The organism is Devosia sp. 67-54, from assembly GCF_001899075.1.
GTDB lineage: Bacteria > Pseudomonadota > Alphaproteobacteria > Rhizobiales > Devosiaceae > Devosia_A.
Genome location: NZ_MKVA01000005.1, coordinates 1,000,094 through 1,017,329 on the forward strand (window position 1 = coordinate 1,000,094; position 17,236 = coordinate 1,017,329).

Consider the following 17,236-nt stretch of genomic DNA (forward strand, 5'->3'; position numbering starts at 1 on the left):
GCTGTTTCTTGAGGCCTTTTGCCCCATGCTCATATAGTCGTCCCACCGGCCGATGTCAGCGTGCCCTGCCTGAGGCACGTGGTCCGGAACATTTCGGGCTCCGCCAGCATCTAATGCCCGAGATCAAAAGGAAAACCTCAAATGGACGCCAGCGCCAAGCCGACCGCCGCGACGCCGTCAAGCCTGAAGCCCTTCGCGCGCCCCACGCGGGAAGAGGCCGAGGCGGCGGTGCGCACCCTGATCGCCTGGGCCGGCGACGATCCGACGCGCGAAGGCCTGCTCGACACGCCACGGCGGGTCACCAAGGCATATCGCGAATTCTTCGCCGGCTACGAGGAAGATCCCAAGGCCATCCTGAGCAAGACCTTCAAGGAGGTCGGCGGCTATGACGACATCGTGATGGTCAAGGACATCCCGTTCTCGAGCCACTGCGAGCACCACATGGTGCCGTTCTTCGGCAAGGCGCACATCGCCTACCTGCCGCATGACGGTGTGGTCGGCATCTCCAAGCTGGCGCGGCTGGTCGAGGTGTTCTCCAGGCGCCTGCAGGTGCAGGAAGTGCTGACGGCGCAGATCATCGACGCCATCAACGAGCACCTCAACCCGCGCGGCGCCGCGGTGATGCTCGAGGCGGAACATATGTGCATGTCGATCCGCGGCGTGCACGCGCACGGCGCACAGACCGTGACGCAACGCTTCACCGGCGTGTTCGCCGAGGAAAAAGCGGAACAGGACCGCTTCTTCCAGATGATCCGCGGCCAGCGCTGATCAGTTGAAGCGGAAATTCACCCCGACGGTGACGGAGTCGCTGGTGGGGTGGGAACTGGTCTCGTAGTTCTGGCCCACATAGAAATTCGGCGCCGTCAGTGCAGTGTGAAGATACTGCGCCGTCAGGCTCCAGTTTTCATCGAGCGCCACTTCCGCACCCACGCCGGCGGTCCAGCCATAGCCGATGCCCTCGTCGGAGAGCGGCGCGCTGACCAGTGGCGGCGCCAGGGTATTGGTCGCCGAGGTCTTGAGATGGGCGACCGCGAGGCCCGCCGTGGCATAAGGCAGGAAATTGCCGACCGCGAAGCCCAGGCGCCCGCGCAGCGTCGCCTGAATGTCGGACGAGGCCGTGACCGTGCTGCTCGACAGCATGTATCCACCGCTCGAGGCGATCAGCGGATCGGGCATGGTGGTGCTGATGTCGCCGGCGCTGACGCCTGCCTCGACGCCCAGCACGACGTTGCCCATCTGCTGGTTGTAGCCGGCCTGCACGCCACCAGTGAAACCGTGGGGCAGCGAGTTGATGGCGACGGACGCGTACGGGCTGGTCGCGATAAACGCGGCGTGCGAATCCGACGCCGTGTAGCTGAGATTTCCGCCCACATAGCCACCGGTCCAGTCGACCGTCGGATCCTGCGCCATTGCGCCCATGGTCCCCGCGGCCAGTACCGTGGCAGCCAGCGCGATCGACTTCGTCCTCATCCTTGCCCCCAAAAAGCCAGAATCCTCAATGGCACAAATACTGATGACAAACATTGAGAGACCCCTAACGGTCGTTCACGCATCCGTGATCCACGAATGTCGCAATGCCGATCAAGCCGTTCGCCGGGTGGTATTGACTGCGTGCTTCGTGAGGCACGGTCGAGATCTGGCTTGCCCTGAAGCGCTAGCCTTTGGCTCAGGGCGCGCGGTAAAAGCCCGCCATGAGCATTGTTTTCGCCGATCCCGCCGCCCTCAGCCACGCGCAGTTGGAAGAGGGCACCGTCTTTGCCCCGCGCTTCGACGTGCAGGGGCTGATCACCGCCATCGCGCAGGACGCGGCCGGGCGCGTGCTGATGGTGGCGCACATGAACGCCGAGGCGCTGCGGCTGACGATCGAGAGCGGGGACGTGCACTATTTCTCCCGCTCGCGCGGCAAGCTTTGGAAGAAGGGCGAGACCTCGGGCGAGGTGCAGAAGCTCATCCGCCTCGCGACCGATTGCGACCAGGACGTGCTGCTGCTGACGGTCGAGCAGACGGGACGCGGCGCCGCCTGCCACACCGGCCGGAAGAGCTGCTTCTACCGGGTGCTGCAGGACGGTGCATTGGCCGACACCGGCGAGCCGCGGCTGTTCGATCCGGACGCCGTTTATCGCCGCTGAGCCGCCAGCAGGTCGACGACGCGCGCCACGGCGTCGCGGCGGCGGGCCGGGCCGACGGTGGTGACCGCCAGCGCGCGCGGCAGCGCCACGCGCATCGGGAACGGCGCCACCAGCCGGCCGCTGGCGAGGTGCTCGCGGATCAGCGCCTCGTGCCCCATCAGCACGCCGGCACCGTTCACCGCCTCGGTGACGGCCAGGGCGTAGAGCGAGAACAACGGGCCGCGCGGCGCGAAGGCGAGGTCCGGGGCCACCGCGTGCATCCAGGTCGACCAGTCGTCGGCCCAGATGGCGTCGGTCAGGCAGGTGGCCGACAGCAGGTCCCTAGGATCATCGAGGTTCGCCGCGAGCGAGGGGGCGCACACCGGAAAAATCACGTCGTCGTCGAGCCCCTGCCCCTCCCCCACCGGCCGATAGAAGATCGACAGGTCGAACGGCACGCGCTTGAGGTTGGGTGGCCGTTCCATCGCAGTGATGGAGATGGCGATGTCGGGCGCCGCGGCACGGAGCGCGGGCAACCGCGGCGACAGCCAGAGCTGGGCGATTGCCGGCAGCGCCGCGATATGGACGCGCGGCGCCGCCTCGGACCGCAGCCTCTGGGTCGCGGCGGAAAGCGTGTCGAAGGCAGAGACGAAGTCCGGCAGCAGGCGGCCGGCCAACGGCGTCAGCCCGATGCCGTGCGCCCGCCGGTCGAACAGCGGCGCGCCGATTTCCGCCTCGAGCCCCTTGATATGTGCGGCGACGGCGCCGGGCGTGACGCCCAGTTCTTCCGCGGCGGCAACGAAGCTGCCGAGCCGCGCGGCGGCCTCGAAGGCGCGCAAGGCGTTGAGCGGCAGGCTGCGGGGACGTGGCGGGGCGACGGGCATCGATGAGCCGCAAATTTCCTAGGGCTAGATTTCCAGAATACTGGTTTGCCGTGGGTCCGCAAGTTTGCTCGCATGGCGTCTCCAGCAGGAGAGACCGATGACCGCCCTCGCCCCACGCCCCTGGGTTCCGACCGAAGACTACGTGCAATCGCTCGCCGCCAGGACCGCAAGCCAGTCCAACGAGGCGGTGGCGATGCGCATCGAGGAGCTGATCGCGCGCAACGAGGAAATCCACGAGCGCGACTGCTTCAACCTCAACCCGGCGACCAATGTGATGAATCCGCGAGCGGAAGCGGCGCTGAGCCGCAAGCTCGGCTCGCGTCCCTCGCTCGGCTATCCCGGCGACAAATACGAGATGGGGCTGGAGGCGATCGAGCAGATCGAGGTGATCGCCGCCGAGCTCGCGGCGGAGGTATTCGAGGCGAAATATGCCGAAATCCGCGTCGGCTCGGGGGCGCTTGCCAACCTCTACGGCTTCATGGCGCTCAGCAAGCCGGGCGACACCATCATCGCGCCGCCGGCGAGCATCGGCGGCCACGTCACGCACCACGCCGGTGGCTGCGCCGGGCTCTACGGGCTCACGACGCTCGATGCGCCGGTCGATGCCGAGAACTACACCATCGATATTCCCGCGCTGCGCGAGCTCGCGCACGAGCGCCGGCCGGTGCTGATCACCGTTGGCGGCAGCCTCAATCTGTTCCCGCACCCGGTGCCCGAGGTGCGGGCCATCGCCGACGAGATCGGCGCCAAGGTGCTGTTCGACGCGGCACACCAGTGCGGCATGATCGCCGGCAAGACCTTCCCCAATCCGCTGGCGCAGGGTGCACATCTGATGACGATGAGCACGTATAAGAGCCTTGGCGGCCCGGCCGGCGGGCTGATCGTCACCAACGACGCCGACATCGCCGAGCGGCTCGACGCCATCGCCTTCCCGGGCCTGACCGCCAATTTCGACGCGGCGAAGTCCGCGGCGCTGGCGATCACCCTGCTCGACTGGCGCGAATATGGCGAAGCCTACGCGCAGAAGATGGTGGCGACGGCGCGCGTGCTCGCCTCGGCGCTGGCGTCAGAGGGGCTCGCGGTGCACGGCGCCGATCACCGCTTCACCCGCTCCCACCAGTTCGCGCTCGACGCCGCGCCGTTCGGCGGCGGACAGGCGGCGAGCAAGACGCTGCGCAAGGCAGGCTTTCTCGCCTGCGGCATCGGCCTGCCGGGGGAGCCGGTCGCCGGCGACATGAACGGGCTCAGGTTCGGCACGCCGGAGCTGGTGCGCTGGGGCATGAGCGAAGCCGACATGCCGAGACTCGCGGCGCTGATCGCCGAGGCGCTGCGCGCCAACGATCCCGGCACCATCGCTCCCCGCACCGCCGCCTTCCGGCAGCAATTCCAGGGGTTACACTACATCCGTCAGTAGTGCGGCGGGGGCGGCTCCGGGGGTTCGACCAAAGCGGGGTTGTCGGCGATGTCGCGCAGGCGCTCGCCGAGATTGCCGATCAGCCGCTTGAGTTCGGCGATCTCGGCCCATTGCGCGGTGACGGTCCTGCTCAGATCCTCGATCGCCTGATCCTGGTAGGCGACGGTGGTTTCGAGCCGCTCGAGGCGCTCGGCGTCGGTCATGCTTGCCTCCGTTCGAACAGCGGCACCAGCAGCAGACCGGCGAGGAAGCCGCCGATGTGGGCCTGCCAGGCTACCTGCAAATCGCTGTTGCCGGTGAACATCGGAATCAGCGGCACGATGCCGTTGAGCACGATCCAGGTCAGCGAGAAGAACCGAGCCGTCGGGTTGCGGACGAACTCGCGCAGGCTCGCGAGGTGCCGGCCGAGCAGATGCCGCTCGCCGGTCTTTTCGTCGATGGCGACGACCGGCGGCTGGAAGATGAAGCGCACCGCCGCGCCGGTCAGCGCCGCGACGCCGCCGGACGCGCCCAGCAGCACCTGAACGTGCGGCAGGGTGGTCGCGGCGAAGGCCAGCGCACCGGCCAGGGCGCCGGCGAGAAACAGCACCACCATGCGCACGCCGCCATAGCGCTGCGCCACCGGGGTGGCGAAGATGGCGAGCCACACGGTGTTGAGGCCGACATGTTCCCAGCCGGCATGCAGGAACGCATGCGTGAACGGCGTCCACAGCAGCGGCCAGTAGCCGCCCTCGACGCTCGCCGGATCGATCAGGCGATAGGGTACGAAGGCGAACCAGGTGAGCAGCGCCTCGTGCCCGTCCGGGTTAAGAATCAGGTCGCTGGCGGCCTGGATGGCCAGCAGAAGCCCGCCCAGAAGCAAGACCGAAAGTGGCAGGTTGAAAATCGGCTGGCGCTGCGGCGGCGCAGCATGGTCTTGATCTGATTGAGGTTTTTCGTCGCCGCGCATCTGAACTCCAGGGTCTTCGGGCTTTAACGCCCTGTTCACCGACTTATCCACACCACACCCCCGCCATTAACCCTAAGAAAGCTTTAAAGGCGATTTCCGCCCAAGCTTTTGCGACTGTGCCTCGGGCGGCAATGCGGACCTTCGGGGAACGCCGGCCGAGGCTTGGATATAGGTTGGCGTCGATGCAGAAACAGAGCACCAAAACGCTCTACGACTACTGGAATACGCTTCGCGGCTCGCGCAGCGCTCCCGACCGGCGGGACATCGACCCCACCAGGATCCGCGGCGCCCTCGCCAACACCTTCATCCTCGAGCTCAACGACAACAGCGAGTTCGACTTCCGGCTCGCCGGCTCGCACATCTGCGCGGCGTACGCACGGGAGCTGAAGGGGCGGTCGTTTTCGCGCCTCTGGCATCCGCGTGACCGCGACGCCATGGGCACGCTGGTGCGCGCCGTCACCGAAGACCATGCGGTGGCGCTCATCACCTTCACCGGCATGACGGCGATCCATACCCGGCTGTCGGTCGAGACCATCCTCCTGCCCGTGCGCCACAACGGCTCGACGCAGACCCGCCTGCTCGGCGCCATGACCGTGCTCGACGAACCCTACTGGTTCGGCGTGCAGCCTGTGGTCGAGCAGCGCATCACCGGCCTCCGGCTGATCTGGCCGGACGACCAGTCGCATGCCGAGATCGCCCGCGACATCTCCGCTTCGGTGCCGCAGGAGGTGATGTTCGCCAGCGCCGGCGGGCCGCCGCAGCCGATCGCCGGCGTGGTGTTCGGCCGGCAGGCACGGCGTTACGCGCACCTTGCCGTCATCGACGGCGGGCGCACGTAAAAAACCCCGGATTCCCGGCAATCTTCGTGGGCATCCTCATATTCGGTTAACCAAACGCCGGTAGCGTCTGTCGGGTCAATCGAGTGACGCGGCCAAATGCTGACCGACAACCCTGCCCCGCAACGCAGCGCCCGAGCCTCGCGCAATTATGTGCAGCTCCCGCGTTTCCAGCGCGTCAAGATTTCGGTGCTCGGCCGCTACATGCTCGCCGACCGTCGTGAGTTCCCCTGCCAGGTACTGGAAATGTCTCCCGGCGACGCCGTGGTGATTGCCCCTGTCGCCGGCAATCCCGGCGAAAAGGTCATCGCCTATCTCGACCACATCGGGCGTGTCGAAGGCGCGATCATCGATTCGATCGATGGCGGCTTCACCATGGACGTCGCCGCCAGCCCGCGCAAACGCGACAAGATGGCGGCACAGCTCACCTGGCTCGCCAACAAGGACATCCTCAACCTGCCCGAGGATCGGCGGCACGAGCGCGTGGTGCCCGACAACCGGCATTCGACCGTGGTGCTGGACGACGGCCGCCGCTACAATTGCAAGATCATCGACATCTCGCTGTCGGGCGCGGCGATCGAGCTGGCCGTGAGGCCGGCGATGGGCACGCCCGTGACCCTCGGGCGCATGCGGGCCCGCGTGGTGCGGCACTTCCAGGACGGCGTCGCGGTCGAGTTCGCCTCGGCGCAGGAAATGCTGACCGTGGTGCAGCAGAACCTGCGCATCAACTGAGCCGTCCGGCGGCCCGGCATGGTTAAGCCGGCCTTTCTGCAATCAGGACAATTCGCTTAAAAACTCGTCGCGACTTTTGCGAGTGAGGCAATTTGGCGGCGGCATCTTGATCTCCATCAGGGGGTTTCAAGATGTCCAACTCAGTCACCATCACGCTCGGCGGCATGCTGATCGCCAGCGTCATGTTCACGTCGCCGGCAGCCGCGTCGTCGTCGGTCGATCTCTCCAATCCGGCGTTCGCGCCGGTCAGCGGCCAGACCAGCATTCCAGTGGGCGCCGACGATTTCTGCCGGCGCGTGCCGCAGGCGTGCCGGGCGGAGGCCCGTGTCGTCGAGGTCGAAACGCTGACACCGGCGAGCTGGCAGCAGTTGGTCGCCATCAACGACAACGTCAACGCCACGATCACGCCCGAGACCGACGAGGACAACTACCAGCTCGCCGAATACTGGACCTATCCCACCGACGGCCGCGGCGATTGCGAAGACATCGCGCTCGAAAAGCAGCGCCAGCTCATCAGCGCCGGATGGGATGCGAGCACGCTGCTGATGACCGTGGTGCGCGAGCGCGACGGCAACGGCCATGCGGTACTGATGGTTCGCACCGACCGCGGCGACCTCATCCTCGACAATCAGGTGGGCCGCGTCCTCGTCTGGAAGGACACCAACTACGAATACATCAAGCGCCAGTCGCAGACCGACGCCGGCAAGTGGGTCGGACTGGTCGACGACCGCGCCACCATCGTCGCGGCGCGCCGCTAGCCGCCGCTGGAGCAGAATTCTCGGGCCCTTCCCCCCTGATACGGTGCCCGATGAAGAGGGGCCGGCTTCTCCCCCGAGGCCGGCCCCGCCCTTCTCCCCCTGGAGAAACTCAGCCGACGATGGCGAAATAGATGCCGAGGAAGAACAGCCCGGTGAGGAAGCTCCAGCCGAAAGCGACGAGCGCACTTACCAGCACCGAGCCGACCGACAGCGTGCCATCATCTTCCTGACGCCAGCCCATCTGCAGCATGATGAACGGGCCGCAGACGAAACTCATGAACAGATGGCCGAACATGTGCACGACGGTCTTGCCGTCGTAGCGCAGCATCGCCTGCTGACCGATCGTCCACTGGTAGAAGTAGGTTCCGGCCCCTGCGATCGCGAGCCCCACAGCCATGATGAACCCTGCCAGCAGCAACTCGAACATCATCGCACCACGCCTCACCGCCGCGTCTGCCGCGCGGCCTCGTTAACTCTCCATTAATCATAAGAGCGGCCATATCGGCTGTCACCTGCTCCCCGAGCGACTGGTTAATTCGCACATGGATTCGACCGCTGCGTCGGCACATCGGACGCCTCACCGCCACCCGCTGGGCTACAATCTCGGTGCGATCGCGGTGCTGGTGGGACTTGCCGCGCTCGGCCTCGCCTACGCCATCGATGCGATGGAGCGGTCAAGCGGCACGCCGGCCTCTGCCAGTACGGCGCTGGTCACGCGAACCCTGGGCGGCACGACACTCACCATTCCCGCCGACTGGCTTGCGGACGACAGCGGCCAGCAGGGCGGCTTTGCCAAGCAGGTCGATCTGCGGCTGTCGCTGCCGCTCGGCCCCGACGCCGCACCGCGCGAAATCGACGTTACCCTCACCCAGCGCAGCCGCGTGCGGCCGAGCGCATCGCTGCTCGACGGGGTGTACCTGCATCAGTTCCAGCAGGCGCAACTGAGCGGCCCGGTCGGGCTCATCGGCAAGCCGTTGCGGGCGAGCGACGGGTTCGAAGGCGAGACGGTCTGGTACGATCCGCTCCGATCAAACCCGTTCGTCGCCAAATGCCAGGCGGCGGTGGTGGCCGGCGCGCCGGCCAAATGCCTGCGGACGGTGTATCTGGGATCGGGCATCGCAGCGGTTTACGCGTTCGACGACGACGTGCTGCCGAACTGGCGCAAATTCGACGCCGCCCTGCATCCGCTGCTCGACCGGATCGGCGCGCTCTAGAGTTTTTCAACCCGCACGGCGGTGCCGTAGGCCAGCATCTCGGTGATGCCGTCGGCGATGTCGTTGCTGTCGTAACGCATGGCGATCACGGCGTTGGCGCCGTGCTCTTCGGCGTGCTTGATCATCAGGTCGAGCGCTTCCTGCCGCGACGTCTCGGCCAGCGTCGTGAACAGCGAGAGATTGCCGCCGACGATCGACTGCAGCGCGCCGCCGATGGTGCCGAAGACGTTGCGGGAGCGCACCGTGATGCCGCGCACCAGACCAAGGATCTCGACGACGCGATAGCCGGGCAAATCGTTGGTGGTGGCGACGATCATGGTCAGTTCACCTCGTCGAGGTCCTCTTCGAGGATGGCCATCTGGAAATTGTAGGATTTGTCGCCGTCCTCGTCGTCGACATAGATCAGGCCCAAGAACTCTTCCCCGAGATAGACCTCGACGCTGTCGTTCTGCTTGCGCGGACGCACGTCGATGCTGCGGTTGTTGAATTTGATCTGCAGGTATTTCTGCAGCTTGATGATCTCGGGGTGGTTCAAAGTCCGCCGCTCCAGTCGCTTCAGGGTGGGCCACAATAGAGCGGGATCGCCGAAAGGGGCAGAGGTTTTTGGCCCGATCCCGCGCTAATCGCGCTTGCGGCGTTCCGCAGACCCGACGCGGCGGAATTCAGCCGCTTAGATCGGCGACCACCTGATCCATGGCCGAAGCCGGCTGCAGCGCTCCTGCCTCGCCCACCACCTTGGCGGGGATGCCGACGACGGTGACGCGCGGCGGCACGTCCTTGACCACCACCGAGCCGGCGCCGACGCGGGCGCAGTCGCCGACTTTGATATTGCCCAGGATGATGGCGCCGGCGCCGATCAGCACGCCATCGCCGATCTTGGGGTGGCGATCCTCATCGGCCTTGCCGGTGCCCCCCAGCGTTACGCCCTGCAGGATCGAGACATTGTCGCCGATCACCGCAGTCTCGCCGGCAACGAAGCCGGTGGCGTGGTCGAGCATGATGCCCTTGCCGATGCGGCAGGCGGGATTGATGTCGACCTGGAACACCTGGCTCGAGCGGCTCTGCAGATAGAGGGCAAAATCCTTGCGGCCGGCGAGGAACAGCGCGTGCGCGAAGCGATGCGTCTGGATCGCCTGATAGCCCTTGAAATAGAGGAACGGCACGATGGCGCGGTGCGTCGCCGGATCGCGCTCGAGGGTGGCGGCGAGGTCGGCGCGCGCCTCGGCGCCGATCGCCGGCCTGAAGTCCAGCGCGTCATGGAAGGCCTGGCGGATCAAATCGGCCGACACGTCGGGATGGTCGAGCCGCTCGGCCAGCCGATGCGCCAGCGCCGCCTCGAAGCTTTCGTGGTTCAGCACATTGGCCATCACCATCGAGCTGAGGCTCGGCTCGGACTGGAGGACGTCGCGGGCGTTGGCCCGGACGGCGTCCCAGACGGGGTCCATGGATGCCACGGCCACTGGCGATTTGAGCGATACGCTCATCGAAAGATCTCCATCGCAGGATGCCGATATACGGCAAACCCATGCCGGGGACCAAGCCCCGAGGGGCAAAATGGTTCACGTTTTGCCGTCAGCGGCGAGCCAGGAATTCGAGCGCCGCCGCCTTGAACTTCGGATCGCCGGTCGCCAGCATGTGGTTGCGCCTTGGGATGACGAAGGCCTCGCCGTGCGGCAGCAGCCGCGCCAGCGCCTCCGGGTTGCCGGCCATGTCGTCGGCGCTGCCCACCGCCACCAGCGTCGGCTGCACGATCCGCCGGACCTCGGCCTCCGGCATGGGTTCGCGCGAGGAGATCATGCAGGCGGCCAGCGCCGCCCGGTCGGCCCTCGAATGATCGGCAAAAATCCTGAACTGGCGGCCGGTTGCGCCTTTTACCTCAGCCAGCGAATCCGCGGTCAGCGCGGCGATGATCTCTTCGGAGTCCTCAAGTCCGGTGACGAGGTTGATGCCCATGCCGCCCCACACCGCCCGCGTCACGCGCTCGGGGTGGCGCAGCGCCAGATAGCCGGCGATGCGTGCGCCCATGGAATAGCCCATGACCGGCAGGCTGGCGTGCCCCAAATGGTCGAGCAGGCGCGCCGCGTCGTCGGCCATGTCGTGGGCGAAATAGAGGTTCGGGTCGTAGAGCTTGCGGGACCCGCCATGGCCGCGATTGTCGATGGTGACAGGCGCCCAGCCGGCCTGCTGCAGCACCTCGACCCAGCCGGTGTTGAGCCAGTTGATCGCGCCGGACGACGCAAAGCCGTGAATCAGGAGGATGGGCCTGCCCTCGCCGTACACGTCATAGGCGAGGTCGATCCCGGCGGAGCGAAACATTGGCATGCCGGCCGAGTAGCACGCCGCCCCTTGCCCTCCAACAGCGGACATGGTTGCTCTGCGGGCGAGATGACCGACATCCGTTTCGCCTACGCCACTCTCGACGATGTGCCGCGTGTCGCCGCGCTGGTCGAGACGGCCTATCGCGGCGAGGCCGCGGCCACCGGCTGGACCAACGAAGCGGCATTCCTCACCGGTCCGCGCAGCTCGCCGCAGGAGGTGGAGCGGCTGGTGCGGGCGGCCGAGTCGCGCTTCGTGCTGGCGCTGGACGACGACATCCTCGCGGGCTCCGCCCTGATCAAGCGGCACCACGACGGGGCGTATTTCGGCATGTTCGCCATCGATCCGGCGCGGCAGCAGCAGGGGCTGGGCAAGGCCATGATGGCGCAATGCGAAACCGCGGTGCGCGAGCTCTGGGCGGCAAGATATCTGCGACTCGGCGTCATCAGCCTCCGGCACGAATTGATCGCCTGGTACGAGCGCCGCGGCTTCGTCGTGACCGGCGAGCGCGAGCCGTTCCCGTTCGACGAGGCTCCGGGCGCGCTGCGGACCGATTTCGACCTGGTGGTCCTTCAAAAGCCACTTTAGGCCCTATATGGTCGCGCCGACCGCAACCTCCTCATTCGCGAGACGTCCATGGCCGCCCATCAGAGCACCCCGCATTTCCACAATACCGAGGGCCTGAAGCGCATCGAGGTCGGCTCCAAGGAATTCATGTGCGTGGGCGCCCTGCCGCCGTTCGACCATCCGCACATCTACATCGACATGGGCAAGGACACCGAGATCGTGTGCTCCTATTGCTCGACGCTCTACGTGTACAATCCGGAGCTGGCCCCGGGCACCTCGCAGCCGCTGTCGGCCGTGTACCAGGCCGAACACGCCTAGTTTCGCGTCATGGCCAATGGCCGGACCATCTACATCGCCGGAGCCGGCATCGCCGGCATGACGCTGGCGCTGGCGCTGGCGAAGTTCGGCGCCACCGTGGTCGTGCTCGAGCGCAACAGCAAGGTGCAGGAGGTGGGCGCCGGGCTGCAGATCAGCCCGAACGCACGGCGCGTCCTCAACCAGTTGGGCCTCGACAAGACCATTGCGGCGCGCAGCTTCGAGCCCAGGGCCATCGACGTCTACCCCTACCGCGCCAAGGCGCCGGTGGTCAGCCTCGAGCTCGGCCCGGTCATGCGCGAGCGGTACGGCGTGCCCTATGCCGTGATGCACCGCGCCGACCTTGCCGACGCGCTGTACCGGGCCTGCAAGCGGTTCGCCAATATCGACCTGCTGTTCGGGGTACGCGGCTTCGATGCGGTCAACCACGCGCGCGGCACGTCGCTGGTGGTCGACGAAGCCAATGGCGGCAATCGGAGCGCCCGGGTGTTCGCGCTGGTCGGGGCCGACGGCGTGCGCTCGGAAACGCGCACGCGTGTGCTCAATGGCCCTGCGGCCACCTATTCCGGCTTCGTTGCGTGGCGTACGACGATCTCGGCCGACCTGCTCCAGGGCGTGCTGGCGCTCGACCGCACCACGATGCTGCTGGCACCGGGCTACCACATGGTGTGCTACCCGCTGCCGGCGCGGAAACAGGTCAACGTCGCGCTATTCGTCAAGACCAAGGCAAAGGACCTTGCCGGCGATACGCCGCCGAAAGAGCCCAAGCTCCCCTGGGCCGCGATGTCTTCGCCCACCATCGATGCCGTCGTGCGCCTGGCGCAGGGCGGCTGGGGCTATTGGATCGTCGACACGGTGGATGCCGCCGTGTGGTCGGACGGGGGTGTAGGTCTCATCGGCGACGCTGCGCACGCGATGCTGCCGTTCCAGGCGCAGGGCGCGGCGATGGGCATCGAAGATGCCGCCATCCTCGCGCCGCTGCTGATGACCGAACCCGACGCCGCCTCGGCCTTCCAGCGCTTTGGCGCCATGCGCAAGGAGCGGGTCGAGCGCGTCCGCAAGATTTCGGACTTCAACGGCTTCGCCTACCATCTCGAATGGCCGTTCACGCTCGGACGCGACGCCGTGCTGCGCGCGCAGGGTCCGCGCGGCCATCTCAAGCGCCTCGACTGGCTCTACGGCTTCGACGCCGCTCCCGAGCCGGCAGTCCCACCGCCCGACCGCGCCGCAAGGCTGGCCGAGGGCAGCGGGCCTTAGCGCTTGCGCTTGCCCGCGCCCCTGTGTCAACTGCCGCCCTTGCAACGCCCGAGACTCCATGGCCTCTGACCGCAAAGACTCGCCGCTCACCCTCGCCTGCATCCTCATTACCATCCTGTTGGACATGGTGGGCTATGGCATCATCGTTCCGGTGTTGCCCGAACTGATCAAGGATCTGACCGGCGGCGGCGTGGCCGAGGCGGCGGTGTTCGGTGGCTGGCTGGTCTTCGTCTACGCCTCGATGCAGTTCCTGTTCTCGCCGGTGCTGGGCAACCTCAGCGACCGTTTCGGCCGCCGGCCGGTGCTGCTCGGCTCATTGCTGGGGCTGACGTTCGACTACACCATGATGGGGTTCGCCCCCGTCGTCTGGTACCTGTTCATCGGCCGCTTCGTGTCGGGGGTCGCCGGCGCCGCGGTCGCCACGGCCACCGCCTACATGGCCGACATCACTCATCCCGCCAAGCGCACGCAGCGCTTCGGCCTGATCGGGGCTGCGTTCGGTCTCGGCTTCATCATCGGCCCGGTGATCGGCGGCGAACTAGGCGAATTCGGCCCCAAGGTGCCGTTCTATGCGGCGGCGGTGCTCGCCTTCGCCAACTTCCTCTTCGGCCTGTTCGTGCTGCCGGAATCGCTCGACCACAAGCATCGCCGGCCCTTCAGCATCCGCCGCGCCAATCCGTTCGGGGCGCTGCTGTCGCTGCGGAAATTCCCGGTGGTGCTGTGGCTGATGCTGGCGCTGTTCATGTTCACCACGGCGGCGCAGGCGTTCCCCTCGGTCTACAACTACTTCACCATCGAGGTGTTCAACTTCACCTCGTCGCAGATCGGCCGCACGCTCGGGCTGTTCGGCATCGTCTTCGCGCTGTTCCAGGCGTTCGGCGTCGGCCCGCTGGTCAAGCGCTTCACCGAGACGCCGGTGGTGGTCGTCGGGATGCTGGCGGCGGTCGTCGCCTTCACCGGCATTGCCTTCATCAAGCACGAAGTCTGGGTCTATGTGTACATCGTCATCGGCGCCGTCAGCGGGCTCGCTGCGCCGGCCATCAATGGCGTGCTGTCGCGGCAGGTGCCCGACAACGCGCAGGGCGAATTGCAGGGCGCGGTGAACGCCGCCAACTCGCTGGCCACCATCATCGGTCCGCTCGCGGCCACGCAGATCTTCGCCTATTTCACCTATGGCGAGGGCTCGCCGGGCTATTTCCCCGGGGCGCCGTTCGTCGGCGCCGCCGTCCTGACCGCCGGCGCGGTGGTGCTGTTCACCGCCATCGCGCTCCGCTTCGATCTCGGCCACAAGCCGAGCGTCGCGACGCATCCGCGAACTCCGGAAATGTCGCCCCCGGGCCAGATGCACATTCCCCGCGATGCCCACGAGGACGTACAGCCGCCTCTCTAGGACTTTGTCAGGACAAGCGGGAGCGCCGCGCCGTGTCGGCAGCGCCATGCGCCCAGCCGGGCCCGTGGTGAGGCGGCAGGACGCTACTTGCCGATCGTGCTGGGCCAGGTGCCGTGCTGCTCGCCGGGGCGGTCGATGAGCTCGAAGCCGTGGGCGCCAAAGAAATCGCGCTGGCCCTGCGTCAGGTTGGCGGTGCCCAGCGCCTGACGGTAGCTGTCGAAATAGGCGAGCGAGGCGGAAAGGCAGATCATTGGGAACTCGCCGAGGGCGGCTTCGGCCACCACCTTGCGCAGCGATTTGTGCGCGTCCTGCATGATGGCGACGAAATCGGGCACCATCAGCAGGTTCTGCGCCCCGCCCTTGGCATAGGCGGCAGACATCTGGTCAAGGAAGCGCGAACGGATGATGCAGCCATTGCGCCAGATCTTGGCGATGGTGGCGAGCGGCAGGTTCCAGCCGTTCTCCTCGGACGCCTTGGCCAGCACGGCGAAGCCCTGCGCGTAGGAGACGATCTTGCCGGCGAGCAGCGCCTTCTCCAGCTCGGCGAGCGGCACGTCGGCCTTGCCGGCGCTGCGCTTGCCGTAGACCTTCTCGGCGGCGACGCGCTCGTCCTTGCGCGAGCTGATCGAGCGGGCGGCCACGGCGCCCTCGATGGCCGTCGCCGGCACGCCGAGTTGCTGGCCGGCGATGGCGGACCACACGCCGGTGCCCTTCTGGCCGGCCTTGTCGAGGATCAGCTCGACCAGCGGCTTGCCGGTCTTGGGCTCAATGGCCTCGAGCACGTAGCCGGTGATCTCGATGAGGTAGGAGTTGAGCGGCCCCTTGTTCCACGCCTTGAACACGTCGGACGCCGCCTTTGGGTTCATCCCCAGGCCGTCGCGCATCACCCCATAGACCTCGGCGATCATCTGCATGTCGCCATATTCGATGCCGTTGTGGATGGTCTTGACGAAGTGGCCGGCGCCGCCCTCGCCCAGATAAGCGCAGCACGGCTCGCCGTTGAACTTGGCCGAGATGGCTTCGAGGATGGGCTGGGCGTTCTTCCACTGCGCCTCGGCGCCGCCGACCATGATCGAGGGACCGTGCCGGGCCCCCTCCTCGCCGCCGGAAACGCCGATGCCGAGATAGCCGATGCCCTTGCGCTGCAGATAGTCGAAGCGCCGCTGCGTGTCGGTATAGAGCGAATTGCCGCATTCGAGGATGGCGTCACCGGGTTCGAGCATCGGCAGCAATTGCTCGATCATCTCGTCGACCGGCTTGCCGGCCTTGACCATGATGATGATCGAGCGCGGCCGCTTCACCGACTGGATGAAGGCCTTGATGTCGGCTTCAGGAATGCATTTGCCGTCGAGCCCCTGCGCTTTCGCCACCACCATGAAATCGTCGATCTTGCTGGCGGTGCGGTTGTGCACTGCGATGGTGTAGCCTTTTTCGGCAATGTTCAGCGCCAGGTTGGAGCCCATCACGGCAAGACCAATAAGGCCGATATCGGCAGACGGCATGAAAGCTCCTCCAAGGCGCAAAGTGTTCTTTTCGGTGAACTTTCTGGCACGCGACACCGGCTTTTGCCAGCCTAAAAGCGGCCGGGAATCCAAGGCTGCAAGCGCTGTCAGCCCTTAACAGCCGACCGCGGCTGCGCTACTGCCGGCCCATTGGATCGGAGGCCCGTGAATGGATAGCCTGTCCCAGTTCAGTCTCGCCGGAAAGCGCGCCCTGGTCACCGGATCAAGCCGCGGCATCGGCTTTGCCATCGCTGCTGCGCTGGCCGGTGCGGGTGCGGACGTCATCCTCAACTCGCGCGATCCCGAAACGCTGGGCAAGGCCACTGCCGACCTCGCCGAGTCCGGGGCACGGGCCCGCGCGGTGGCATTCGACGTCACCAGTTCGGTGAGCGTCGGGGACGCGGTCGAGTTCATCGAGCGCGACATTGGGCCGATCGACATCCTGGTCAACAACGCCGGCATGCAGTTCCGTGCGCCGCTGGAGGAGTTCCCCGAGGACAAATTCGAGCGGATCATGTCGACCAACGTCACCTCGGTGTATCTGGTCGGGCAGGCCGTGGCGAAGCGGATGATCCCGCGCGGCGCCGGCAAGATCGTCAACATCTGCTCGCTGATGAGCGGGGTGGCGCGCCCATCGATCGCCCCCTATGCCGCCAGCAAGGCGGCCGTCGCCAATCTCACCCGCGGCATGGCGACCGAATGGGCGCGGCACGGGCTCAACGTCAACGGCATCGCGCCGGGCTATTTCAAGACCGAGCTCAACGAGGCGCTGGTCAAGGATGCCGAGTTCAGCGCCTGGATCGGCCGCCGCACGCCGATGGGCCGCTGGGGCGAGGTCGCCGAACTGGGCGGCGCAGCGATCTTCCTGGCGTCCGATGCCGCGAGCTTCGTCAACGGCCACATCCTCTACGTCGACGGTGCCTTCATGGCGACGGTGTAGCGGCGCCCTTTTCTCGCGAGGTCGTATCAGATAAGGCTGAAAAGCGCTTTCAGC

At 66.6% G+C, this 17,236-nt stretch carries 22 protein-coding genes; 12 read left to right on the top strand and 10 right to left on the bottom strand.

The features are described 5' to 3' along the window. Positions 1 to 141 precede the first annotated feature (141 nt). Positions 142 to 768, top strand: coding sequence for a GTP cyclohydrolase I FolE (folE, locus tag BGO82_RS10150; protein WP_291305434.1), 627 nt, complete (start codon positions 142 to 144; stop codon positions 766 to 768). On the opposite strand, the gene BGO82_RS10155 is transcribed toward folE, so the two are convergent. Then, on the bottom strand, positions 769 to 1,470 hold the full coding sequence (locus BGO82_RS10155) for an outer membrane beta-barrel protein (RefSeq protein ID WP_291305435.1): 702 nt from the start codon (positions 1,468 to 1,470) through the stop codon (positions 769 to 771). It abuts the gene before it with no gap. A gap of 221 nt (positions 1,471 to 1,691) precedes the next feature. On the opposite strand from BGO82_RS10155, the gene hisI reads away from it, so the two are divergent. Then, positions 1,692 to 2,129 carry a phosphoribosyl-AMP cyclohydrolase gene (hisI, locus tag BGO82_RS10160; protein ID WP_291305436.1) on the top strand — a complete coding sequence of 146 codons (438 nt, stop codon included), beginning with the start codon at positions 1,692 to 1,694 and terminating at the stop codon, positions 2,127 to 2,129. On the opposite strand, the gene BGO82_RS10165 is transcribed toward hisI, so the two are convergent. After that, complete coding sequence (locus BGO82_RS10165; RefSeq protein ID WP_291305437.1) at positions 2,117 to 2,992, bottom strand: LysR family transcriptional regulator; 876 nt, start codon at positions 2,990 to 2,992, stop codon at positions 2,117 to 2,119. The genes hisI and BGO82_RS10165 overlap by 13 nt on opposite strands. A 97-nt stretch (positions 2,993 to 3,089) precedes the next feature. Between BGO82_RS10165 and BGO82_RS10170 the strand changes: the two genes are divergently transcribed. Further along, the gene (locus tag BGO82_RS10170) at positions 3,090 to 4,406 is read left to right on the top strand and encodes an aminotransferase class I/II-fold pyridoxal phosphate-dependent enzyme (protein WP_291305438.1); all 1,317 of its coding nucleotides are present in this window, start codon (positions 3,090 to 3,092) and stop codon (positions 4,404 to 4,406) included. Here the strand turns inward: BGO82_RS10170 and BGO82_RS10175 are convergent. After that, on the bottom strand, positions 4,400 to 4,609 hold the full coding sequence (locus tag BGO82_RS10175; RefSeq protein ID WP_291305439.1) for a SlyX family protein: 210 nt from the start codon (positions 4,607 to 4,609) through the stop codon (positions 4,400 to 4,402). The genes BGO82_RS10170 and BGO82_RS10175 overlap by 7 nt on opposite strands. Next, entirely contained in the window at positions 4,606 to 5,355 is a 750-nt protein-coding gene (locus BGO82_RS10180; RefSeq protein ID WP_291305440.1) for a rhomboid family intramembrane serine protease, read from the bottom strand. The genes BGO82_RS10175 and BGO82_RS10180 overlap by 4 nt, the downstream gene beginning before the upstream one ends. Before the next feature lie 182 nt (positions 5,356 to 5,537). Here BGO82_RS10180 and BGO82_RS10185 point away from each other — a divergent pair, with 182 nt between their 5' ends. The 3 genes from BGO82_RS10185 to BGO82_RS10195 all read left to right on the top strand — a co-directional run bounded on the left by BGO82_RS10185 (position 5,538) and on the right by BGO82_RS10195 (position 7,681). Further along, positions 5,538 to 6,194 (top strand): PAS domain-containing protein, encoded by a 657-nt coding sequence (locus BGO82_RS10185; RefSeq protein WP_291305441.1) that lies wholly within the window; start codon positions 5,538 to 5,540, stop codon positions 6,192 to 6,194. 96 nt (positions 6,195 to 6,290) lie between these two features. After that, positions 6,291 to 6,923 (top strand): PilZ domain-containing protein, encoded by a 633-nt coding sequence (locus BGO82_RS10190; protein WP_291305442.1) that lies wholly within the window; start codon positions 6,291 to 6,293, stop codon positions 6,921 to 6,923. A gap of 131 nt (positions 6,924 to 7,054) precedes the next feature. Beyond that, positions 7,055 to 7,681: a transglutaminase-like cysteine peptidase gene (locus BGO82_RS10195; RefSeq protein WP_291305443.1), complete on the top strand. Its 627-nt coding sequence runs from the start codon at positions 7,055 to 7,057 to the stop codon at positions 7,679 to 7,681. Positions 7,682 to 7,790: 109 nt separating this feature from the next. Here the strand turns inward: BGO82_RS10195 and BGO82_RS10200 are convergent, their stop codons facing one another. Then, positions 7,791 to 8,111 carry a hypothetical protein gene (locus tag BGO82_RS10200; protein ID WP_291305444.1) on the bottom strand — a complete coding sequence of 107 codons (321 nt, stop codon included), beginning with the start codon at positions 8,109 to 8,111 and terminating at the stop codon, positions 7,791 to 7,793. A 112-nt stretch (positions 8,112 to 8,223) separates the two neighbouring features. Here BGO82_RS10200 and BGO82_RS10205 point away from each other — a divergent pair, with 112 nt between their 5' ends. Beyond that, positions 8,224 to 8,895, top strand: a complete 672-nt coding sequence (locus tag BGO82_RS10205; RefSeq protein ID WP_291305445.1) for a hypothetical protein — start codon at positions 8,224 to 8,226, stop codon at positions 8,893 to 8,895. Here the strand turns inward: BGO82_RS10205 and BGO82_RS10210 are convergent. The 4 genes from BGO82_RS10210 to BGO82_RS10225 form a co-directional block, all read right to left on the bottom strand. Continuing rightward, positions 8,892 to 9,212, bottom strand: a complete 321-nt coding sequence (locus tag BGO82_RS10210) for a heavy metal-binding domain-containing protein (protein ID WP_291305446.1) — start codon at positions 9,210 to 9,212, stop codon at positions 8,892 to 8,894. The two genes, BGO82_RS10205 and BGO82_RS10210, sit on opposite strands and share 4 nt — an antisense overlap. Before the next feature lie 2 nt (positions 9,213 to 9,214). Then, complete coding sequence (locus tag BGO82_RS10215; RefSeq protein ID WP_291305447.1) at positions 9,215 to 9,430, bottom strand: DUF3126 family protein; 216 nt, start codon at positions 9,428 to 9,430, stop codon at positions 9,215 to 9,217. Positions 9,431 to 9,557: 127 nt separating this feature from the next. Continuing rightward, entirely contained in the window at positions 9,558 to 10,379 is an 822-nt protein-coding gene (cysE, locus tag BGO82_RS10220) for a serine O-acetyltransferase (protein WP_291305448.1), read from the bottom strand. A gap of 88 nt (positions 10,380 to 10,467) precedes the next feature. Continuing rightward, positions 10,468 to 11,217 carry an alpha/beta fold hydrolase gene (locus BGO82_RS10225; protein ID WP_291305449.1) on the bottom strand — a complete coding sequence of 250 codons (750 nt, stop codon included), beginning with the start codon at positions 11,215 to 11,217 and terminating at the stop codon, positions 10,468 to 10,470. A 63-nt stretch (positions 11,218 to 11,280) separates the two neighbouring features. On the opposite strand from BGO82_RS10225, the gene BGO82_RS10230 reads away from it, so the two are divergent. From BGO82_RS10230 to BGO82_RS10245, 4 genes are read left to right on the top strand one after another with little or no spacing between them, the layout of a single operon-like run. Continuing rightward, complete coding sequence (locus BGO82_RS10230) at positions 11,281 to 11,799, top strand: GNAT family N-acetyltransferase (protein WP_291305450.1); 519 nt, start codon at positions 11,281 to 11,283, stop codon at positions 11,797 to 11,799. 48 nt (positions 11,800 to 11,847) lie between these two features. Next, positions 11,848 to 12,096, top strand: a complete 249-nt coding sequence (locus BGO82_RS10235) for a zinc-finger domain-containing protein (protein WP_291305451.1) — start codon at positions 11,848 to 11,850, stop codon at positions 12,094 to 12,096. Between the two features lie 9 nt (positions 12,097 to 12,105). Continuing rightward, positions 12,106 to 13,350, top strand: a complete 1,245-nt coding sequence (locus BGO82_RS10240; protein WP_291305452.1) for an FAD-dependent monooxygenase — start codon at positions 12,106 to 12,108, stop codon at positions 13,348 to 13,350. Between the two features lie 58 nt (positions 13,351 to 13,408). Then, a complete protein-coding gene (locus BGO82_RS10245) occupies positions 13,409 to 14,740 on the top strand; it encodes a TCR/Tet family MFS transporter (RefSeq protein ID WP_291305453.1) in 1,332 nt (443 codons plus the stop codon). A gap of 83 nt (positions 14,741 to 14,823) precedes the next feature. Here the strand turns inward: BGO82_RS10245 and gndA are convergent, their stop codons facing one another. Next, positions 14,824 to 16,242, bottom strand: coding sequence for an NADP-dependent phosphogluconate dehydrogenase (gndA, locus tag BGO82_RS10250; RefSeq protein WP_291305454.1), 1,419 nt, complete (start codon positions 16,240 to 16,242; stop codon positions 14,824 to 14,826). A 169-nt stretch (positions 16,243 to 16,411) separates the two neighbouring features. On the opposite strand from gndA, the gene BGO82_RS10255 reads away from it, so the two are divergent. Then, a complete protein-coding gene (locus BGO82_RS10255; protein WP_291305455.1) occupies positions 16,412 to 17,182 on the top strand; it encodes a glucose 1-dehydrogenase in 771 nt (256 codons plus the stop codon). The last annotated feature ends 54 nt before the right edge of the window (positions 17,183 to 17,236 follow it).